At 41.3% G+C, this 17,145-nt stretch carries 12 protein-coding genes and 3 tRNA genes; 2 read left to right on the top strand and 13 right to left on the bottom strand.

Annotated features, from left to right (window positions below):
• Nucleotides 1-29 precede the first annotated feature (29 nt).
• From CAPGI0001_RS08265 to CAPGI0001_RS08305, 9 genes are all read right to left on the bottom strand, one after another.
• Nucleotides 30-1,181 carry a hypothetical protein gene (locus CAPGI0001_RS08265; RefSeq protein WP_002668916.1) on the bottom strand — a complete coding sequence of 384 codons (1,152 nt, stop codon included), beginning with the start codon at nt 1,179-1,181 and terminating at the stop codon, nt 30-32.
• Nucleotides 1,182-1,184: 3 nt separating this feature from the next.
• Nucleotides 1,185-2,468, bottom strand: coding sequence for a PHB depolymerase family esterase (locus CAPGI0001_RS08270; RefSeq protein WP_002669105.1), 1,284 nt, complete (start codon nt 2,466-2,468; stop codon nt 1,185-1,187).
• A gap of 39 nt (nt 2,469-2,507) precedes the next feature.
• Nucleotides 2,508-3,623 (bottom strand): glycoside hydrolase family 6 protein, encoded by a 1,116-nt coding sequence (locus tag CAPGI0001_RS08275; RefSeq protein WP_002668879.1) that lies wholly within the window; start codon nt 3,621-3,623, stop codon nt 2,508-2,510.
• A 23-nt stretch (nt 3,624-3,646) separates the two neighbouring features.
• The gene (locus CAPGI0001_RS08280; protein ID WP_002669069.1) at nt 3,647-4,351 is read right to left on the bottom strand and encodes a slipin family protein; all 705 of its coding nucleotides are present in this window, start codon (nt 4,349-4,351) and stop codon (nt 3,647-3,649) included.
• A 463-nt stretch (nt 4,352-4,814) separates the two neighbouring features.
• Nucleotides 4,815-5,090 carry a hypothetical protein gene (locus tag CAPGI0001_RS08285; protein WP_002669138.1) on the bottom strand — a complete coding sequence of 92 codons (276 nt, stop codon included), beginning with the start codon at nt 5,088-5,090 and terminating at the stop codon, nt 4,815-4,817.
• A gap of 94 nt (nt 5,091-5,184) precedes the next feature.
• Nucleotides 5,185-8,037, bottom strand: coding sequence for a carbamoyl-phosphate synthase large subunit (gene carB / locus CAPGI0001_RS08290; RefSeq protein WP_002669001.1), 2,853 nt, complete (start codon nt 8,035-8,037; stop codon nt 5,185-5,187).
• 430 nt (nt 8,038-8,467) lie between these two features.
• Nucleotides 8,468-9,355 carry a hypothetical protein gene (locus tag CAPGI0001_RS08295; protein WP_040360077.1) on the bottom strand — a complete coding sequence of 296 codons (888 nt, stop codon included), beginning with the start codon at nt 9,353-9,355 and terminating at the stop codon, nt 8,468-8,470.
• A 227-nt stretch (nt 9,356-9,582) separates the two neighbouring features.
• A tRNA-Gly gene (locus tag CAPGI0001_RS08300) sits at nt 9,583-9,655 on the bottom strand.
• 160 nt (nt 9,656-9,815) lie between these two features.
• Nucleotides 9,816-13,118 (bottom strand): glycosyltransferase family 117 protein, encoded by a 3,303-nt coding sequence (locus CAPGI0001_RS08305; protein WP_002668803.1) that lies wholly within the window; start codon nt 13,116-13,118, stop codon nt 9,816-9,818.
• Between the two features lie 149 nt (nt 13,119-13,267).
• Here CAPGI0001_RS08305 and CAPGI0001_RS08310 point away from each other — a divergent pair.
• A tRNA-Gln gene (locus CAPGI0001_RS08310) sits at nt 13,268-13,338 on the top strand.
• Nucleotides 13,339-13,479: 141 nt separating this feature from the next.
• Nucleotides 13,480-13,550 (top strand) — tRNA-Gln (locus CAPGI0001_RS08315).
• 119 nt (nt 13,551-13,669) lie between these two features.
• Here CAPGI0001_RS08315 and CAPGI0001_RS08320 read toward each other — a convergent pair.
• From CAPGI0001_RS08320 to cysD, 4 genes are all read right to left on the bottom strand, one after another.
• Nucleotides 13,670-14,596 (bottom strand): glutaminase, encoded by a 927-nt coding sequence (locus CAPGI0001_RS08320; protein ID WP_002669136.1) that lies wholly within the window; start codon nt 14,594-14,596, stop codon nt 13,670-13,672.
• Between the two features lie 21 nt (nt 14,597-14,617).
• Nucleotides 14,618-15,406: a 3-deoxy-8-phosphooctulonate synthase gene (gene kdsA, locus CAPGI0001_RS08325; protein WP_002669057.1), complete on the bottom strand. Its 789-nt coding sequence runs from the start codon at nt 15,404-15,406 to the stop codon at nt 14,618-14,620.
• A gap of 30 nt (nt 15,407-15,436) precedes the next feature.
• On the bottom strand, nt 15,437-16,135 hold the full coding sequence (locus CAPGI0001_RS08330; RefSeq protein WP_002668864.1) for a zinc metallopeptidase: 699 nt from the start codon (nt 16,133-16,135) through the stop codon (nt 15,437-15,439).
• A 110-nt stretch (nt 16,136-16,245) separates the two neighbouring features.
• Nucleotides 16,246-17,139 carry a sulfate adenylyltransferase subunit CysD gene (cysD, locus tag CAPGI0001_RS08335; RefSeq protein ID WP_002668805.1) on the bottom strand — a complete coding sequence of 298 codons (894 nt, stop codon included), beginning with the start codon at nt 17,137-17,139 and terminating at the stop codon, nt 16,246-16,248.
• Between the last annotated feature and the right edge of the window lie 6 nt (nt 17,140-17,145).

The raw sequence follows: 17,145 nt of genomic DNA on the forward strand, positions 1-17,145 counted from the left end.
AAGAAACGATACTAATTCTCAATGATCAATTAAAATTCTCTCGCCTGGTCAAACCACTGCGTTATTTTCTCTTCCTCAATAGCAAAAGACGCTACTTCTGCTAGCTGACATACAGCTTCGTAGGTGTCCTCTCGCTCAGTAGTTTCTATATTAGGCAACCCGTTGATAACTGCGATAAGCCCCTCTAATAGGCTCCTAACTTCTTTTTCCTCTTTAGCTTTTTTTACTGCTTTCAGGGTTTCCTTATAGGCTTTCATTGCCTCTCTACCGTTCTTGCCTTCCCACGAAGCAAAAGGAATGTTGAACTCTGTAGCAAACCAACTCTTAGGGTGCAAGTTAGATACTGAAGCATATTCACTCAACTCTCGCGTTTTCTCCAATTCTTTCAGTTCTTTTCTCAGTGCCTTACCTCTTACCTCTTCCACATTCCAGAAAATACAATAGCTGAAGTCTGCCCAAGTACTCAAAGGGGGTAATCCAGTCATATCAGGGCAATACCGCACCTCAATACCGCTAAGGTTTAGTTTACCCAAAGCCTCCATATTACACATATTTCCATACAATCTCACAGTCTTCAGTTTTTTGAACTGCAACAGGCTCCCGCAGTCAAAGGGTTGTCCCCCTACAGGTGTGCTTATATTGATAGTCGTAAGATCTTTTAGCACTTCAAACTCAGGCAAGAATACAGGGGTGTTGTTCTTCTTTTCAGTACTGATACGAAACGAGATACTCTTCAAAGGAACTGCCATCTCAAGTGTTATCTTATGCGGATTTCCTTCCAAACTAAGCCCCCTCAGCCACTTGTTACCGAGTTTAATATCAAGAGGATAATCATTATTGTCTACCGATAAATATTCAATCTTTGCTTTAGAGAAATCTACTGTTGCAGGAGCCATTAGCCTCCAGTCAAAGCTCTCCATTTCGCGCTGTTCTGTCCATTCTATAAAGCGAGTGTCATTCCCCATATAGTCCATCACACGAGGCCAGTTGCCTCCTGCGGGTACTTTAAAATCGTTGAAAACCTCCCATTGTATAGGGGTGTCAGCATCTACATAAGCATCAGCTTTCTCTCCCGAGGTCTTAGGGGCTATAGTAAAGCGTCCTTGTCCTGGGGTAATATTTACTTTATGACTGTCCTTTCCTGTGAGCGATAGTGTAAATTTTCCGTAAGTTTTTGGCATCTTTTACTTATTTAATTTTTTAATTTTCCCTTTGATCTTAACGGGCGCTTGCTCTCTATCTACCTGATAGTCAACCACACGAGAGGTGCGTATATATACCCTTCTCCCTATAAGCTCTGCTTCTATCTTAGCTGTCTTTTCTGGTTGTTTTAGTAGCAGATAGGGATATCCAGCATTAAAATTCCCTTTTAGAGTAAGCGGTGTTCCTTCACGCAACACACTTATCTGAGTAGGGTCGCCTGCTTTTTTCTTAGCCATATACAGCATTGGCGACATGGGAGAGGTGATACTATCACGCTCCAAGGAGAGAAGTATATCTCCTTGTTTTACTCCTAAGCGCTTGGCTGTTACTGTATCATTTTTGAATCCAGCCACTTTGAGTCCCTTTCCCTGATAAGTATAATCATACTTGAGCCCCAAGTCGGCCTTATTGTTCTCTATACGTACCTTGGGATAAGGAACATGCCAAGAAGCCGGCGCTTGATCCAGCGAAAGAGCAGAGAGCCGCAACCAACCTATGCTATTGATTTTGCTAATATTAGCTGTTTCCCATACAATATGTGTCAGTGGCTTACGTGTATTCTCCTTGATAAAAGTCACCAAGGAGGTCTGCTCTTCTGGTAAATAGCTCAAAAAATGATTCCCTTTGGGAGTTCTAAAGACTATATGAGGGTTATCCCTCTTAAGAAAATCCACCGCAGGAATTATCTGATCCAAAGGATAGAGTATATCCTCAGTCGTATTGAGTATATACAAGGGCTTCTGATTCATATTACAGGGGAAAAGCGCTTCTTCGCCCAACATACTGGCTACCTTTAAGCTCCCATTCATTGCGATAAAACCTGCAAAGGGCTCAGGCTGGGTCATAGAAAAATAATATACCCCTGATCCTCCATCGGAAAAACCAGAGAGAAAAACCTTGTTCGGATCAATCGCATATTGTTTTTTCACCTGAGCAATTTCGTCCATAACCATCTGCTGCCCAACATGATCAAACCAAGTAGCCCCCTGCTGTCCAAAGGGAAAAAGCACATAACAACCCGCAGCATTGGCGAATGACAAGAGCGGTGATTTCTGTACATACTCCTCGGGATGAGCCTTGAGTTCAGGTGAGGAAATGGCTCCATGTAAAAAAACAAGTAATGGCTTAGGCGCCTTGCTCTCCCCCTGAGGGGAGTAGACTACATAGGGACGTACTTTCCCATCAGCACAAGTGTGATCAAAGGTCTTGACAGACTGTGCCTGTAACCCTATACAGAAGAATAGGGAACATATCCATCGGAACATAGTTATTTGTAATTAGTTGTTTTTGCGTTTTTTATAAGTCTATTTAAGGCTTTCAGGTACCTCAAGAATCTCTATACTTTTTACCCTTATGGCATTTTCTACCAAGTGCTTGGTGTACTCTGGATAAGGCTTTCCTGCAGCTGGGGCTCCCATATTACATTCTCCATCAGAGCCTCCTCCTCCGTTAATCCACAGATAGGCATCGGCATGAGCACCCGTAGTTTTGGAGGTACTACGAGGACCTAAAGCGGCATTGAAATTGTTACATGAGTTGTAAGGAGCATTGGCATTCTGATGCTGAGGTCGGTTTATACCACTACGCCCTGTATCTATCACATAGTACTTGTCCTTGAAGCCTTTGGAGGCTAAGTAAGCGACAAACTTCTCCGCTCCTTCCTGTTCCTCAAGCGTTCCTCCCAATCCTGATACATTTAGGGCAAAACCGCGCATATATTGTAAACCTCCGTCTATAATCGCTTGGGCAATCGCTTCGGGGTGATTTGTCGTCAGTACTGCATTGCCTGCATGGATATAAGTGGCTACATTAGGGTTATTTTTTTGTAGGATTCGTCCTACATAGGAGAGCAATTCAGCTCGTTCGTTATAGGCTTGGGTACCCTTTTTATGCCCGCAATAATTAATGGCATCAGGCTCTACGATCACCACAGCACGGCGTTGCCCTATAATGGCACTAACCCTATCTATCCAAGCCTTATAGGAGGCCGCAGTGGGGTGTCCTCCCTTAGAGAAAGAGCCACAATCGCGGTTCGGAATCCCATAAAGCACGACAATAGGTGTCTTCTGAGCCCTCTCTGCGCCCTCTACAAAATTTTTCAGCCAACCCTCATTCTTTGCTGCATTGGGACTTACCCCATCATACCAGCCCCCACAGGGGGTGCCATATACTTGATAATAGAGTTTTTTAAGTTCCGCATTGTGTTCGTTCTTTACCACATTGAGGCGGGAAGGCTCCAAGTAGAAATCCCTGTCATAAGCCGCTGGTTTTTGAGTGGGAGCAGGAGGAGTAACCACCGGTGGAGAGGGGGGTACCACTGGTGGAGTAGGTGTCTGTGTAGTGGAGCCATTGTTGTCTCCTGATTTTTCGCAGGCTACCACAAGCCCTAGAAAAGCTACAAAAAATAGTGATTTATACATATTTTTAGATTTTAGTTGTTTCTTTATATTTTTGTCATAGGTACTTCTCCTATCACAAAGGTATGTTTGCCCTTGTCGGCTATCTTGGTGATCGTTTCCAAATATTGCAAAAACTTAATATTTTCATCTCCTTTTACCAGTTCGGAAGCATTCTTGAGAGCTCGGGCGGTGGCTACTGCTGTACGTGCATTTTCGAGTTCGGAGGTAGCCCGTATTTTACTTTCCAAGACACGAGAAAAGAGCTCTTGTACACTTCGAGGAAACGTAAGGTCTATTAGTTGTGCCTTTATGATCTTGAGTCCCAAAGCAGCGACTTCATTGCAGAAAGCCTCTTCTTTGAAGTTGGTGATATCTTCTCGGCTTTCGTTTAGTTTTTCACTATGAATAGCCGCAATCTTCTGGCGTAATAGCACCTGTGCTATGGCCACCATCTGTTGTTCTGCTATAGCAAAATTATCCGCTCCTACTCCGAAATTATCTACAAACAACTTGGCATTATCCAACTTGTAGGCTATATAAAAGGAAAAGCGCAAAGCAATATTATCAGCCGTTAATACCTCCTGATTGACCACTCTTGTACTTCTCAGTTTCTGCGATAGGGATATGATTTGTACTTTCTCCCATGGGCTAAACTTATAAATACCCGCAGAAAGTTCTTGCTGAAAAACATTCTTTTTGAATAAGAGCCCCACACAACCAGGAGCTACCTCTAATTCTTTGTAAAACATACAGATACAATTAGCAATTAGTAAAATTGAGAAAGAGAAGACCTCTAAACAGAGGGAAAACCAATTAAGTCTCTCAAAAAGTGAAAGGCGGTATCCTCAGCTTTGCAAACTTTGTTTAGAGTGAGCCACAGCCCTGTCTTGTCTTTCTTCCCAATAATGAATACAATGGAGTCATTCCCCTTTATTACTCCGCAATACCTTATTATGAGGGGAAGACAATTTTTATATAATAAGTGGCGGTTTGTTGTTTCTAATATTTTCTCCTTAGAAGTTTAAAACTACGAAATTTCTTCTGTACATCTTGTACAATGTATATATGACACTATCTATTTCTCCTGATAAAGCTTGCCTAAATTCATTGCTTTAGGATATTGCGCCAGTGCAAGGCAAGGGAGAAAAAATAAGAATAAATGGAACATAGGTTTTAATAGTATTATAGTACGTGATTGTTTTGATGAAAAAACTATTTTCTCTGCCATTTTTTCAGTTCTTCCTTTGTAAGAAGATTCTTTAATGTTATATTTTGCTCCCAATTGGTTTTATAGTCACAGTAATTATAGTCATTCACAATGGATTTACTATCTTTCAAATCAAGTTCTATTTCTATATCATCTAAAAGGATATTGGATTTTATTTTTGTTCTTAAGATAGTACCATTATGTCGCCTAACGATACGATGATAGGTTCTTTTACCTATCCCTTTATCTTTGAAAATAGCCTTTTTACGACTGCGAGACATAAAATTATATTTTCCACCCCGCAAATATACAAAAAATACTTTGCTAAAGTCAAGATTTTAGCAAAGTATTTTTATCAATCAGTAAGTCTTGCGACTATTTACTCAAGTACATCTTCCTTCTCGTATAAATCTCATAGAAAGCATCATCTTTAAGGCTATCTATAAACAAAATACTTTCGCCAGTAGATTTCATTTCAGGTCCTAGCTTCTTATCTACATTCGGGAATTTGTTGAATGAGAAGACAGGTTGCTTAATAGCAAAGCCCTCTAAGTGTGGATTGAAATGAAAATCAGTGAGTTTCTTATCGCCAAGCATTACCTTGGTAGCATAGTTCACATACGGCTCTTGGTAGGCTTTAGAGATAAACGGTACCGTACGCGAAGCACGTGGATTGGCCTCGATGATATACACTACATCGTCTTTTACAGCAAACTGTACATTGATAAGCCCTACCGTATTGAGTGCCAAGGCTATTTTATGCGTATGGTCTTTGATCTGTTGGATCACGAACTCACCCAAGTTGAACGGCGGTAAGGTAGCGTTACTATCACCTGAGTGGATACCGCAAGGCTCTATATGCTCCATAATACCAATGATATACACATTTTCGCCATCGCATATCGCATCGGCTTCGGCTTCTATAGCGCCATCGAGATAATGGTCGAGTAAGAGCTTGTTGTTGGGTATCTTGCGCAATAGGTCTACCACATGAGCTTCCAACTCTTCTTTATTGATAACAATCTTCATACCCTGTCCTCCTAATACATACGAAGGACGTACCAATAATGGGAAGTCAAGTTCATCGGCGAGTTTGAGCGCCTCATCAGCCGTTTCAGCTACGCCAAAGCGTGGGTAAGGAATGTTATTCTCTTTCAGTAAGGTAGAGAAACTTCCTCTGTCTTCTGCCAAATCCAAGGATTGGAAGCTGGTACCTATGATCTTAATACCATATTTGTCTAATTTCTCGGCTAACTTCAAGGCTGTTTGTCCGCCGAGCTGTACGATCACTCCTTCGGGCTTTTCGTGTTGGATAATATCGTAGATATACTCCCAGAACACAGGCTCAAAATAGAGCTTATTAGCCGTATCAAAATCGGTAGATACCGTCTCAGGGTTACAGTTGATCATTATGGTTTCATAACCACATTCTTCTGCAGCCAATACCCCATGCACACAGCAGTAGTCAAACTCAATTCCCTGCCCTATACGGTTAGGTCCTGAACCGAGTACTACCACCTTCTTGCGATCGGTTACTACACTGTCGTTAGCTACGTATTCCTTGCCGTCAGCCGTACGGATAGGTGCCTCAAAGGTAGAATAATAGTAAGGAGTTTGTGCTTTGAACTCGGCAGCACAAGTGTCTACTAATTTGAATACACGGCGTATATTGAGTTCTTCACGTTTTTTATGCACCTCACTCTCCCAGCAACCAAGCATATAGGCAATTTGTCGATCGGCAAACCCTTTTTGCTTAGCTTCAAAAAGGAGCTGCTTAGGGAGGGTATCTATTTTATAGTTGGATATTTCTTTCTCAAGCGCACAAAGTTCTTCATATTGTTTGAGGAACCACATATCTATTTTGGTGATCTCATGAATACGGCTTAGCGGAATACCCATCTGTACGGCATCATATATCACAAATACTCTATCCCAGCTGGGGTAAGTAAGTTTTTCAATGATTTGTTCGTAGTTCTTCTCACCCTTACCATCGGCTCCCAAACCATTGCGCTTGATTTCGAGCGATTGGGTAGCTTTCTGTAAGGCTTCTTGGAAAGAACGACCAATACCCATGACCTCTCCTACTGATTTCATTTGCAAGCCAATAGTACGGTCTGAGCCTTCAAACTTATCAAAGTTCCAACGTGGTATCTTCACAATCACATAGTCCAAAGTAGGCTCAAAGAAAGCAGAGGTGGATTTGGTGATTTGGTTTTGCAATTCGTCCAAATGATAGCCAATAGCAAGCTTAGTGGCAATCTTAGCAATAGGATAACCTGTAGCCTTAGAGGCCAAAGCCGAAGAACGCGATACCCGTGGGTTGATTTCAATAGCGATAATATCTTCCTTTTCATCAGGAGATACAGCAAACTGCACATTGCAACCACCAGCAAAATCGCCTATACTACGCATCATCTTAATAGCCATATCGCGCATACGTTGGAAAGTGCGGTCAGATAGAGTCATAGCAGGGGCTACGGTAATAGAATCGCCAGTGTGGATACCCATAGGATCCATATTTTCAATGGTACAGATGATCGCCACATTGTCGTTCTTATCGCGCAAAAGTTCCAGTTCGTACTCCTTCCAGCCTAAAAGCGCCTTATCGATAAGCACCTCGTGGATAGGCGAAGCTTCCAAACCGCGATTAAGCAGCATATCAAAATCTTCTTTTTTATAGACGATAGAAGCCCCTGTACCACCCAAAGTAAAGGACGGACGTATTACAAGTGGAAAACCAAAGCGTTGGGCAATTTCCTTTCCCTTTAGGAAAGAAGTAGCTGTTTCGGACGGTGCCATAGGGATACCGATTTCATCGAGCAACACGCGGAACTTCTCGCGGTCTTCAGTGATTTGTATTGCATCGATATCTACCCCAATGATTTCCACCCCAAAGTCCTTCCAGATGCCTTTTTCGTCAGCCTCAATACAGAGGTTAAGCGCTGTTTGTCCGCCCATAGTAGGGAGTACCGCATCTATTTCGGGGTGTGCTTTAAGGATTTCCACCAATGATTTAGTGGTAAGAGGTTTGAGATAGACGACATCCGCCATAGAGGGGTCGGTCATAATCGTAGCGGGGTTAGAGTTGATAAGGATGGTTTTGATACCATCTTCGCGCAAAGAGCGCAACGATTGCGAGCCTGAGTAATCAAATTCGCAGGCTTGTCCGATGATAATAGGTCCTGACCCGATGAGCAGAACACAATGAAGGTCGTTTCTTTTTGGCATTTTGTTAAGCGCTTTTATTTTTTAATAACTTATCCTGTAACTTTTCAAAATCATTAGCTTTTTATCTATACCATCATAATATAGTTTCTTATAACTAAGCATTCTTACTTATTGAGTTTTAAAAAAATAGCTACATTTTTCAAAAGAAAAATATAGCTATTGTATTAATAATAAAAAATATCGTTGCCCTGCGTATCTCTTGTGAGTACTGCTTAAGGAGGAAAAAGAGTGTGTTTGTGCAATAATGTTACTAAGTATATTCATTGGGTGCTAATGATGGGGCAAAGATACTAATTATTTTTGAGATAAAAGACCTACTTTCCTTAAAAATCTTATTCCCTATGATACTAAGGTGTGTTAAGCAGGGAATCCCTTGCAGAGATTGCTAAAAACAACAAAAATAAGGAAAAGCATTTCATATACTGTAGTTTTACGGATAATACTCTATTTCTCGTTCTTCTATAGTTTTTATACCCTGCGCTTTGATTGTATCAGAGGTATCCTCATATTCTTCTGTTTTGAGGATTACATTTCCTTGCTTGTCAAGCGTGGTGTTGTACGTTGCTAAGCGAATAGGTGTTCCTTTCTGATTATATACCGTTTCTTGCTCTTTTCCATTATCATAGGTAAAAATAGATTTCTCAAACAATTTATTTTGCTCATACCTCTGTGTCTCTATAAGGAGCCCTTTTTTATAAATATCTATTTTCTCAATATCACCTTGTCTGTCATATTCAGTATATTTTCTGAGGTTCCCTGCCGTATCATACTCATATAATTTCATAAAAGATCGCTCTGACAGCCCCATATCAGTTTCAGTTTCTTTTAATGCTTTCATATAAGCAAAATCATACTTTTTAACTAACAATCTCCCCTGACTATCATACTCATACAAATATTTATAGTTTCCATCTCCTTCACTCTCTTCGGATAGTAAGTTTCCTTTGTCATTGTAGATATAATAAAGCGTGGAATTCCCAAAATCACTTTTCCATTCCTGTTTTACAGTATTATTAGGGAGGTAAGTGAAAATAATTTCATCCCTTTCACTGTATATTTTGGTTAGTTTACCTTGCCGATTATAGGATAGTTTCTGGTGCAGACCATTATCTATATGAGTGAGCAATCCTTGCTTGTTGAAATGAAAAGTCTCACTATAATCCCCATTATAGTAATGGAGCGTTTTTATTTTCCCTTTCAAATTGGATTGGGATAGGTAAGGCTTAATGTCGTGTGGATTATCTTGTCCATACACCTGATTCTCTGGAAAATTAGAGGAACAACTATAGAACAATAGAGAAATAACTATACTTTTCAAAAGAAAAATATAATTACTGAGCAAAACGGGTGTTTTTGAAAGATATTTCATATAAATAAGCGCTGTTAATAAGTAAAAATGAGAAAAGGCTTATATCCGCCTGATGTATGTTGTCCATATATAGTAGCAAGAGATAAAAAGATAAGTGATAAGAGTATTTGCTTCATAATGATAAGAAAAGAGCTACATTTTTCAAACGAAAAATATAGCTATGATTATTAAAAAAGAGCGAAAAACGGGTCTCGAACCCGCGACCTCAACCTTGGGAAGGTTGCGCTCTACCAACTGAGCTATTTTCGCTTATCATTTTATGCTGCAAAGATACTAATTATTTTTCAAATAGCCTCCTTCTCATCCCTAAAATCTCACATGTTACAGTGCTAAAATGTGTAAAAAAATAGCTATACTTTTACAAAGAAAAGCATAGCTATTGAGTATATTCTCCAAAGTAAGTTACTACTTATTTTGCAGTATCCTGAGATTGTGTACTATCAGGAGTTTGCGGGTTAGGGTCCTTAGGTTGCTTTTGTGCCTTGATATCCTCTTGAGAAAGAAGTCCAAAGGATACTGCCTTATCCTGAAGGCGATCTATATACTGCTCATATATTTTATACTGCTGGTCATAGAAAGACTTATCTTCAGCTAAAATCGGCAGCATAGCATCATAGCGCCTTAGGTCTCGGCTTACATCCTCATACAGGTTGATAAAGTCACTTGCCGAAAGGGTGAGATAGTACTCTATATTCTCTTGGTATTTCTTGGCTACCTCAAGGAATAGCTTGCGGGCTTTTTCGTTTTCCTTCACCTGATAATATCCTGTGATAAAAGGTTCTACCGTGAAATAATACCCGAAGTGGCTTACTGGAATACGCTTGGTGGCCAGATCAAGGATATCCTTTGCCTTCTGTATTTTCCCTTCATTGATAAGGGTTTCGGTAAGGCGGGCAAGGTTACCACGGAAGACGATACTATTGCGCCGTGTCTCGGGATCATGATAGATATTAGGATCATCCATATTGCCCCAATCCCAGCTCTTTACAATCTTATACATCAGGTCGGAGTCTATACGCCCCATATCATAAGGATTGTCCTTATCAATAGGGGTTCTGATAGGTACCAACTTATAAGCCAATCCGTCGAGCTGTAGGTAATCACGCATCCAAATATATTCGTCGTCACTATAGCTACCTCCAGTGAAGTAGATAGGGCGCTTCCAATCATTATTGGCAATGATATCAAGCATCATCAGGCGGTTTTTACCCATACCAAAAGGCAATTTGATATCGATATAATCCACAATCTTATCAGCATCTTCGGGTTTTACGACACCACTCTTGAGAACATTTTCCTTATTGACAGGAATACGAATCCTATCGGTAGGATAGCTGGAATAAAACTGAGAAGGAGCTCCCTCACGCTCTATCTCCAGCTTGGTACTCGGATCATCACTGCTTACCCACTTCATAAAGTCCTTTATATTCCATATCTTATCGGTTTTCTGATCGAAATAGATCGCATCGCGTACGCCATAGGCATATTGGCTATGAACAAGCTGAGAAGGAATAGGATCACTGGTATAGGCCTTACACTTCATCTGGTCTATATACCAGTCGGTACCCAGAAGAGAGGTATTGATCACCCTGACATCGGTACGATAATGCTCCACTTCCTGCATATACCACATGCCAAAGGTATCATTGTCCCCTATGGAGAAAATCATAGCTCCATTGTCCTTGGAGACAGAATCCAAATAGCTCTTAGCCAAGGCGCGTGCTGTATAGCGGTTAGAGCGATCATGATCATCCCAATTCTCGGCAAGCATTCGAGCAGGTACCGCAAGGGTGCATACTCCAATTACTGCAGGTGCTAAGCCCTTGAACTTGAAAGAGAGTTTTTCCTCCAAAAATACATAAATAGCATATACTCCCATCCCTATCCAAATAGCAAAGGTAAAGAAAGAACCTACCAAGGCATAATCTCTTTCTCGAGGTTCAAAAGGACGTTCGTTCAGGTATACTTTTAGTGCCAATCCTGTAAAAAGGAAGAGGGTAAAGGCGACCCACCACTGGCGCTTACTAGAAGATAACTGGAAGAACATCCCTACCAAGCCCAAAAGGAAAGGTAGGAAGAAATAAGTATTGCGACCTCGGTTGTCCCTTGCATCGGAAGGGAGGTGCTCTTGAGGATAGCCTGTATGCCAATCATCTATGAAAGAAATACCAGAAATCCAGTTGCCATGATTGTTATAGATCTTTCCCTGTATATCATCTTGGCGACCTACAAAGTTCCATAGCAGATAGCGTAAGTACATATAGTTGAACTGGTAGCTGAACATAAAAGAGAGGTTGTCCCAGAAGGATGGCTTCTCTACTATGATTCTGCCTTGTCCTCGGCGGAGGAGGTATGCATATTGTTCGTAATCCCCTGCGGCTAAGGTTCTCTGTAGGGCTTGATTGAGCTGCTGTGTCTGCTCATCATTTCGTTCGGGATTGATATGGTACTTTAGTGGAGAGGTAAGCATCATATAGTTAGCTGCATGTTCCGAGCTCCACATACGGGGCAACAAGCCCACATGCTCCGGATTGGGAGCATCCAAAGCATCCTTGTATTGATTAACGATGATATACTTTTGTTGCTTATAATCTCTTTCGTATTTAGGCTTTTCATCCATATAATCATCCCCTGTAGGCGCAAAAGCATCTGAGTACATAGGCCCTTTGAAGAGATAGGTCTTCTGGTATTGTTCCAAGTTGTAGTAAGCCAGTAACAAACGCGCATCGGTGGGGCTGTTCTCATTGATGACAGTACCTGCATTGGCACGTATTGGGATCATCAGCCAAGAGGAAAAACCTACGAAAACAAAGAGCAGACAGAGAGTAGCAGTCTGTAAGAGACGCTTTTGGTGCTTCTGTGCTTGCCATAGAGTAAATACAAACAAAGCTATAATAGAGATTCCTGTAAAAATAGTTCCAGAGTTAAAAGGCATGCCCAGTTCATTGACAAAAAACACTTCTGTGTAACCGAACAACGCCAAAGTATAAGGAAGTATCAGCTTGAATATCAGTAGCAATATAGATATAGAAATCACATTGGCCAAGATAAAGTTCTTGATATTCTTCTCAAAATGAGATTTAAAAAAGTAGAGCATCCCGATGGCCGGAATAGTAAGCAGTGCCATAAAGTGTACTCCAAAAGAAAGTCCTACTACTAAAGCGATGAGTAGCAACCACTTATCCCCCCGAGGACTATCTAAGTTGTCTGTCCACTTAAGCCCTAACCAAAACATGGCTGACATGAAGAGCATCGCCATGGCATATACCTCCGTCTCGGTGGCATTGAACCAAAAGCTATCTGAGAAAGTATAGGCCAAAGCCCCCACTACCCCACTGCCATACAAGCCTATCACCTGCGCATTGGTAAGGGTCTCTTTGGAGGACAGAGCAATCTTCTTAGTAAAATTGACAATAATGAAATATAAAAATAATATGGTAAAGGCACTGGAGAATACCGAAATAAAGTTTACAAAAAGAGCTGTCTTCTCAGGCGAAGGAGAAAAAGAAGCAAAGAAAGCCCCTACCATCTGGAAAAAAGGTGCTCCAGGTGGGTGACCCACTTCGAGCTTAGCCGAGGTAGCTATATACTCTCCACAGTCCCAGAAACTTACAGTAGGCTCTACTGAGAGCCCATAGGTGAGTAAAGCAATGAGAAATACCCCCCATCCTGTAATGAGATTATACTTATGAAAGTCCTTTTGTAAATCCATTTTTTATCTTTTTAAAAAAACGGAGCGAAGTTACACATTTTTATTGTATCTACCTAATAAAATAAAGAGAAAAAAATTTTTTTTATTTTTTTAAGGCAAACACTTGCAGGTTTGAAAAAAAGTTGTACCTTTGCACCGCAATTGAGAGATGGTCTATGGTGTAATGGTAACACAGCAGATTTTGGTTCTGTTATTCAAGGTTCGAGTCCTTGTAGACCAACTTTTTCAATCCTATTTTTTTGAATTGGGTTAATCATATTATTATAGTTTAAAGTTATTTGGAAAAAGCAACTGTAAAAGGTTGCTTTTTTTATTGCGCATTTCAAAAAAAAGTCGTACCTTTGCCCCTGCAATAAAGCAATGGTCTATGGTGTAATGGTAACACGACAGATTCTGGCTCTGTAATTCAAGGTTCGAGTCCTTGTAGACCAACTTTAAAGAGAAGAGTGAAAAATGATAGGAATATCATTCTTCACTCTTTTAATTTTTCACTATATGCCCACCTTCACTCACTCGGTCAGATACTCGCTCATAGCGACTTTACTTTTGCTCTAAAAGACGGATATTTGTGTCTGCATAGTGAACCCTTCCAAGAATTTTACCCCTCGGTAGGAATTACCTTTTTCATTCAGGCGTGGACTCCATACCGCGATGGCATAGTGACCAGGCATGATGGCCACAATGCCTCCTCCTACCCCACTCTTGCCAGGAAGACCTACTCGGAAGGCAAATTCCCCTGATTCATCATAGAAACCACAAGTCTGCATAATAGCATTGATACGCTTAGTATATATATGGGGGAGAATGCGATTTCCTTCGTGTAGGGTGATCCCATCATTGGCCAAGAAAGTGAATACATAAGCCAAGGACTCACAAGTAAGCTCTATAGAACAAAGCTTAAAGTAGAAGTCCAAAACCCTTTCTGGGTCATTCTCTATATTGCCCAAGGACTTTATATAATAACAGAGGGCAAAGTTGCGATACCCTACCTCCTTCTCTGAAGAAGCTATGGTCTGTGAATACTCTATCGTAGGATCATTGGCAAGCTGACGAACAAACTTAATAAATTCTTCTTCAGCATTCTCAAAGTGAGAAAGCAATATATCACAGATGACAATAGCTCCTGCATTGATCAGCGGGTTACGCGGGATCCCATTGTTGGCTTCAAGCTGTAAGAGCGAGTTAAAAGAGGTTCCCGAAGGCTCCACCGACACCCTCTCCCAAATACTATCCCCAAAGATATTGTATGCCATAGATAAGGAAAGCACCTTGGCAATACTCTGTATAGAAAACTTTTCTTGGTAATCACCTATACCAAATTTTTTTCCTTGTAAAGTATGGATAGCAATTCCAAACTTATCAGGATTTATATTGAGTAGTTCAGGGATGTAAGTGGGTATTTTCCCTACATTTTTTCCCTGATACACCTTGTTATATATACCAGTGATGGTCTTAGCATAGGCCGTTTGCTCGTTCATGGTAGAAAGAATTAGACTTTTTTAGAATGTGTTAATGGTTTTTCGTATTGCTACAAGGCGGGTAAGAAGTCCCTCCAGCAGGTCGAGATGTAGCATATTCGCCCCATCACTCTTGGCATTGGCTGGATCGAAATGTGTTTCCACAAAGATTCCATCTACATTGTTCACCACTCCTGCTCGCGCGATAGTTTCAATCATATCTGGCCTACCTCCTGTTACCCCTGAGCTTTGGTTAGGCTGCTGGAGTGAATGAGTAATATCTAAGACCACAGGAGCATACTGCTTCATGGTAGGAATTCCTCGGAAGTCCACAATCATATCCTGATAACCGAACATAGTTCCTCTATCGGTAATCCAGACTTGATCATTGCCACTATCCAATACCTTCTGTACAGCATGCTTCATACTCTCAGGACTCATGAACTGCCCTTTTTTGAGATTGACTTTTTTTCCTGTTTTTGCGGCAGCCACGACTAAGTCTGTCTGTCGAACCAAAAAAGCAGGAATCTGTAGTACATCGACATACTCCGCCGCCATTTCTGCATCTTTTATCTCATGAATATCCGTTATAGTAGGTATGCCAAAGGTCAGAGATACTTTTTGGAGTATCTTCAATGCCTTCTCATCCCCTATCCCTGTAAAAGAATCTATACGACTGCGATTGGCCTTTTTGAAACTCCCCTTGAAGGTATAAGGAATATCAAGAGCAGTAGTGATTTTTACAATTTTTTCGGCTATACGCATAGCCATATCTTCTCCCTCTATAGCACAAGGCCCCGCCAAAAGAAAGAAATTATCTGAATTTTTCAATGTACTAATATTAATGGTTAACAATTCTTCTTAATCTCTATTACTTCCCATAAGTCTATACACCCAATAAAGAAGTTGTGCGAGAGAACCCAAAGCAGCCACTACATAAGTACGAGCTGCCCACTTAAGCGAGTCCTCTGCTCCTGCATATTCCTGCTGGGAGACGATATTCTTATTCTTAAGCCAAGCCAAAGCACGATTGCTGGCATCATACTCCACAGGTAGGGTAATGAAAGCAAAAGCCGTAGTGACAGCAAAAAGAATCACCCCTATCAAGGCTACCCAATATCCAAAACCTACCTTGGCAGCAGCCCCTAAAAGGAATCCTCCTAAAATAAGCCATTGGGAAAGATTGGAGGAAACATTCACTGCAGGAACCAGTTTGGAACGTAGTGTGAGCCAAGAATAAGCTTGAGCATGTTGCACCGCATGCCCACACTCATGAGCTGCTACTGCAGCGGCAGCGGCATTACGTTGGTTATATACCGCCTCACTGAGGTTCACTGTCTTATCCACAGGATTATAGTGATCAGTGAGCCTTCCTGGAGTTGAAATTACTTTCACATCACGGATGCCATGGTCTTCAAGCATCTTTTGGGCAATCTCCGCCCCACTCATCCCATTGCGCAAATGCACTTTGGAATAATATTCAAACTTGCTCTGTAGGCGGTTGCTCACCAGCCAACTTACTAAGGCTATTGCGCCAAGAATTACATAATAAATCCACATAATTGTCAATTGTTAATTTTTATATTGTATACTACTATAATTTTATAGATAGCCAAAACCATGCCAAGTTTTATAGGCAATGGAAGAGTAATAGTTTGTCGAAAAGAATCCTAAAAATAGCCTCCTTTTTTTCTATCTTCCATAGCCGCTTCGGTGACACGGTCATCGATACGGGTTTCTCCACGTTCGGAGATACGGGAGGCTGCTATTTCTCTCACCACCTCTTCAAGAGTAGCAGCATCACTCTCCACAGCGGCAGTACAGGTCATATCGCCCACGGTACGATAGCGCACCCGCTTATTGACGATTTTATCATTCTCATCTATTTGGATAAAAGGAGAGACGGCTATCAGACGACCTTCGTGCTCAATCACCTCGCGATCATGGGCAAAATAGATAGAAGGTAGCGCTATATTTTCCTGCTCAATATAGCTCCATACGTCCAATTCTGTCCAATTGGAAATAGGAAACACACGCACATTCTCCCCCTTGTGGATACGCCCGTTGTAGATATCCCATAGCTCTGGACGTTGCAACTTAGGATCCCACTGACCAAACTCATCACGTACCGAGAAAAAACGCTCCTTAGCACGTGCTTTCTCCTCATCACGGCGTGCACCTCCTATACAGGCATCAAAGTGAAATTCCTCAATAGTATCCAAAAGAGTATGCGTTTGTAGCCAGTTGCGGGAGGCAAACTTACCTTTGGGTTCAGTCAGCCCCTTCGCCTTGATGGTATCTTCCACTTGGCGTACAATAAGTTCCGCCCCGATGCGCTTGGCTAAGGCATCGCGGTAGGCAATTGCCTCAGGGAAGTTGTGCCCTGTGTCGATATGTACCAAAGGAAAAGGAATCTTCATAGGGGCAAATGCCTTGATAGCTAAATGTACCAAAGTAATAGAGTCCTTACCTCCACTAAAGAGTAGGGCAGGACGCTCAAACTGCGCGGCTACTTCGCGCATAATATAAATACTTTCCGCTTCTAATTGCTTAAGATGGTTCATTCTTAA

The sequence above is a fragment of the Capnocytophaga gingivalis ATCC 33624 genome (assembly GCF_000174755.1).
GTDB lineage: Bacteria > Bacteroidota > Bacteroidia > Flavobacteriales > Flavobacteriaceae > Capnocytophaga > Capnocytophaga gingivalis.

What these genes read in the sequence shown, in the direction of transcription:
- CAPGI0001_RS08265 (WP_002668916.1), bottom strand. Translation starts at nt 1,181, where the DNA reads ATGCCAAAAACTTACGGAAAATTTACACTATCGCTCACAGGAAAGGAC.
- CAPGI0001_RS08270 (WP_002669105.1), bottom strand. Translation starts at nt 2,468, where the DNA reads ATGTTCCGATGGATATGTTCCCTATTCTTCTGTATAGGGTTACAGGCA.
- CAPGI0001_RS08275 (WP_002668879.1), bottom strand. Translation starts at nt 3,623, where the DNA reads ATGTATAAATCACTATTTTTTGTAGCTTTTCTAGGGCTTGTGGTAGCC.
- CAPGI0001_RS08280 (WP_002669069.1), bottom strand. Translation starts at nt 4,351, where the DNA reads ATGTTTTACAAAGAATTAGAGGTAGCTCCTGGTTGTGTGGGGCTCTTA.
- CAPGI0001_RS08285 (WP_002669138.1), bottom strand. Translation starts at nt 5,090, where the DNA reads ATGTCTCGCAGTCGTAAAAAGGCTATTTTCAAAGATAAAGGGATAGGT.
- carB (WP_002669001.1), bottom strand. Translation starts at nt 8,037, where the DNA reads ATGCCAAAAAGAAACGACCTTCATTGTGTTCTGCTCATCGGGTCAGGA.
- CAPGI0001_RS08305 (WP_002668803.1), bottom strand. Translation starts at nt 13,118, where the DNA reads ATGGATTTACAAAAGGACTTTCATAAGTATAATCTCATTACAGGATGG.
- CAPGI0001_RS08320 (WP_002669136.1), bottom strand. Translation starts at nt 14,596, where the DNA reads ATGAACGAGCAAACGGCCTATGCTAAGACCATCACTGGTATATATAAC.
- CAPGI0001_RS08330 (WP_002668864.1), bottom strand. Translation starts at nt 16,135, where the DNA reads ATGTGGATTTATTATGTAATTCTTGGCGCAATAGCCTTAGTAAGTTGG.
- cysD (WP_002668805.1), bottom strand. Translation starts at nt 17,139, where the DNA reads ATGAACCATCTTAAGCAATTAGAAGCGGAAAGTATTTATATTATGCGC.